Below are 321 nucleotides of genomic sequence, written 5' to 3'. Positions count from 1 at the left end.
GCGCGGATTAACGGAGGGCGCAAATCACCTGTAGGAGCGCGCTTGCCCGCGAACGCAGTGTGTCAGCCACCGGATATTCAGCTGACCCATCGCAATCGCGAGCAAGCGCACTCCTACGCCCTTCGGGCAGAAGCAGAACTCGATCCGCTCCATATGACCCTGCGATTTCCCACCTGCGAGTTGGGCGTCAAGCGCGGATCACCCACAGGAGCGCGGATTAACGGAGGGCGCAAATCACCTGTAGGAGCGCGCTTGCCCGCGAACGCAGTGTGTCAGCCACCGGATATTCAGCTGACCCATCGCAATCGCGAGCAAGCGCAC

Annotated in this window: 1 protein-coding gene; it reads left to right on the top strand. The window is 61.7% G+C overall.

All coding sequences use genetic code 11. The features are described 5' to 3' along the window. Positions 1-42: 42 nt before the first annotated feature. A partial coding sequence (locus ACYAR8_RS24735) for a hypothetical protein (protein WP_463581341.1) occupies positions 43-321 on the top strand: 279 nt, incomplete at its 3' end.

Source organism: Pseudomonas sp. HP_01 (assembly GCF_055284355.1).
The sequence above is the reverse complement of the archived record's forward strand: the minus strand, read 5'-3'. Positions and strand labels throughout refer to the sequence as shown.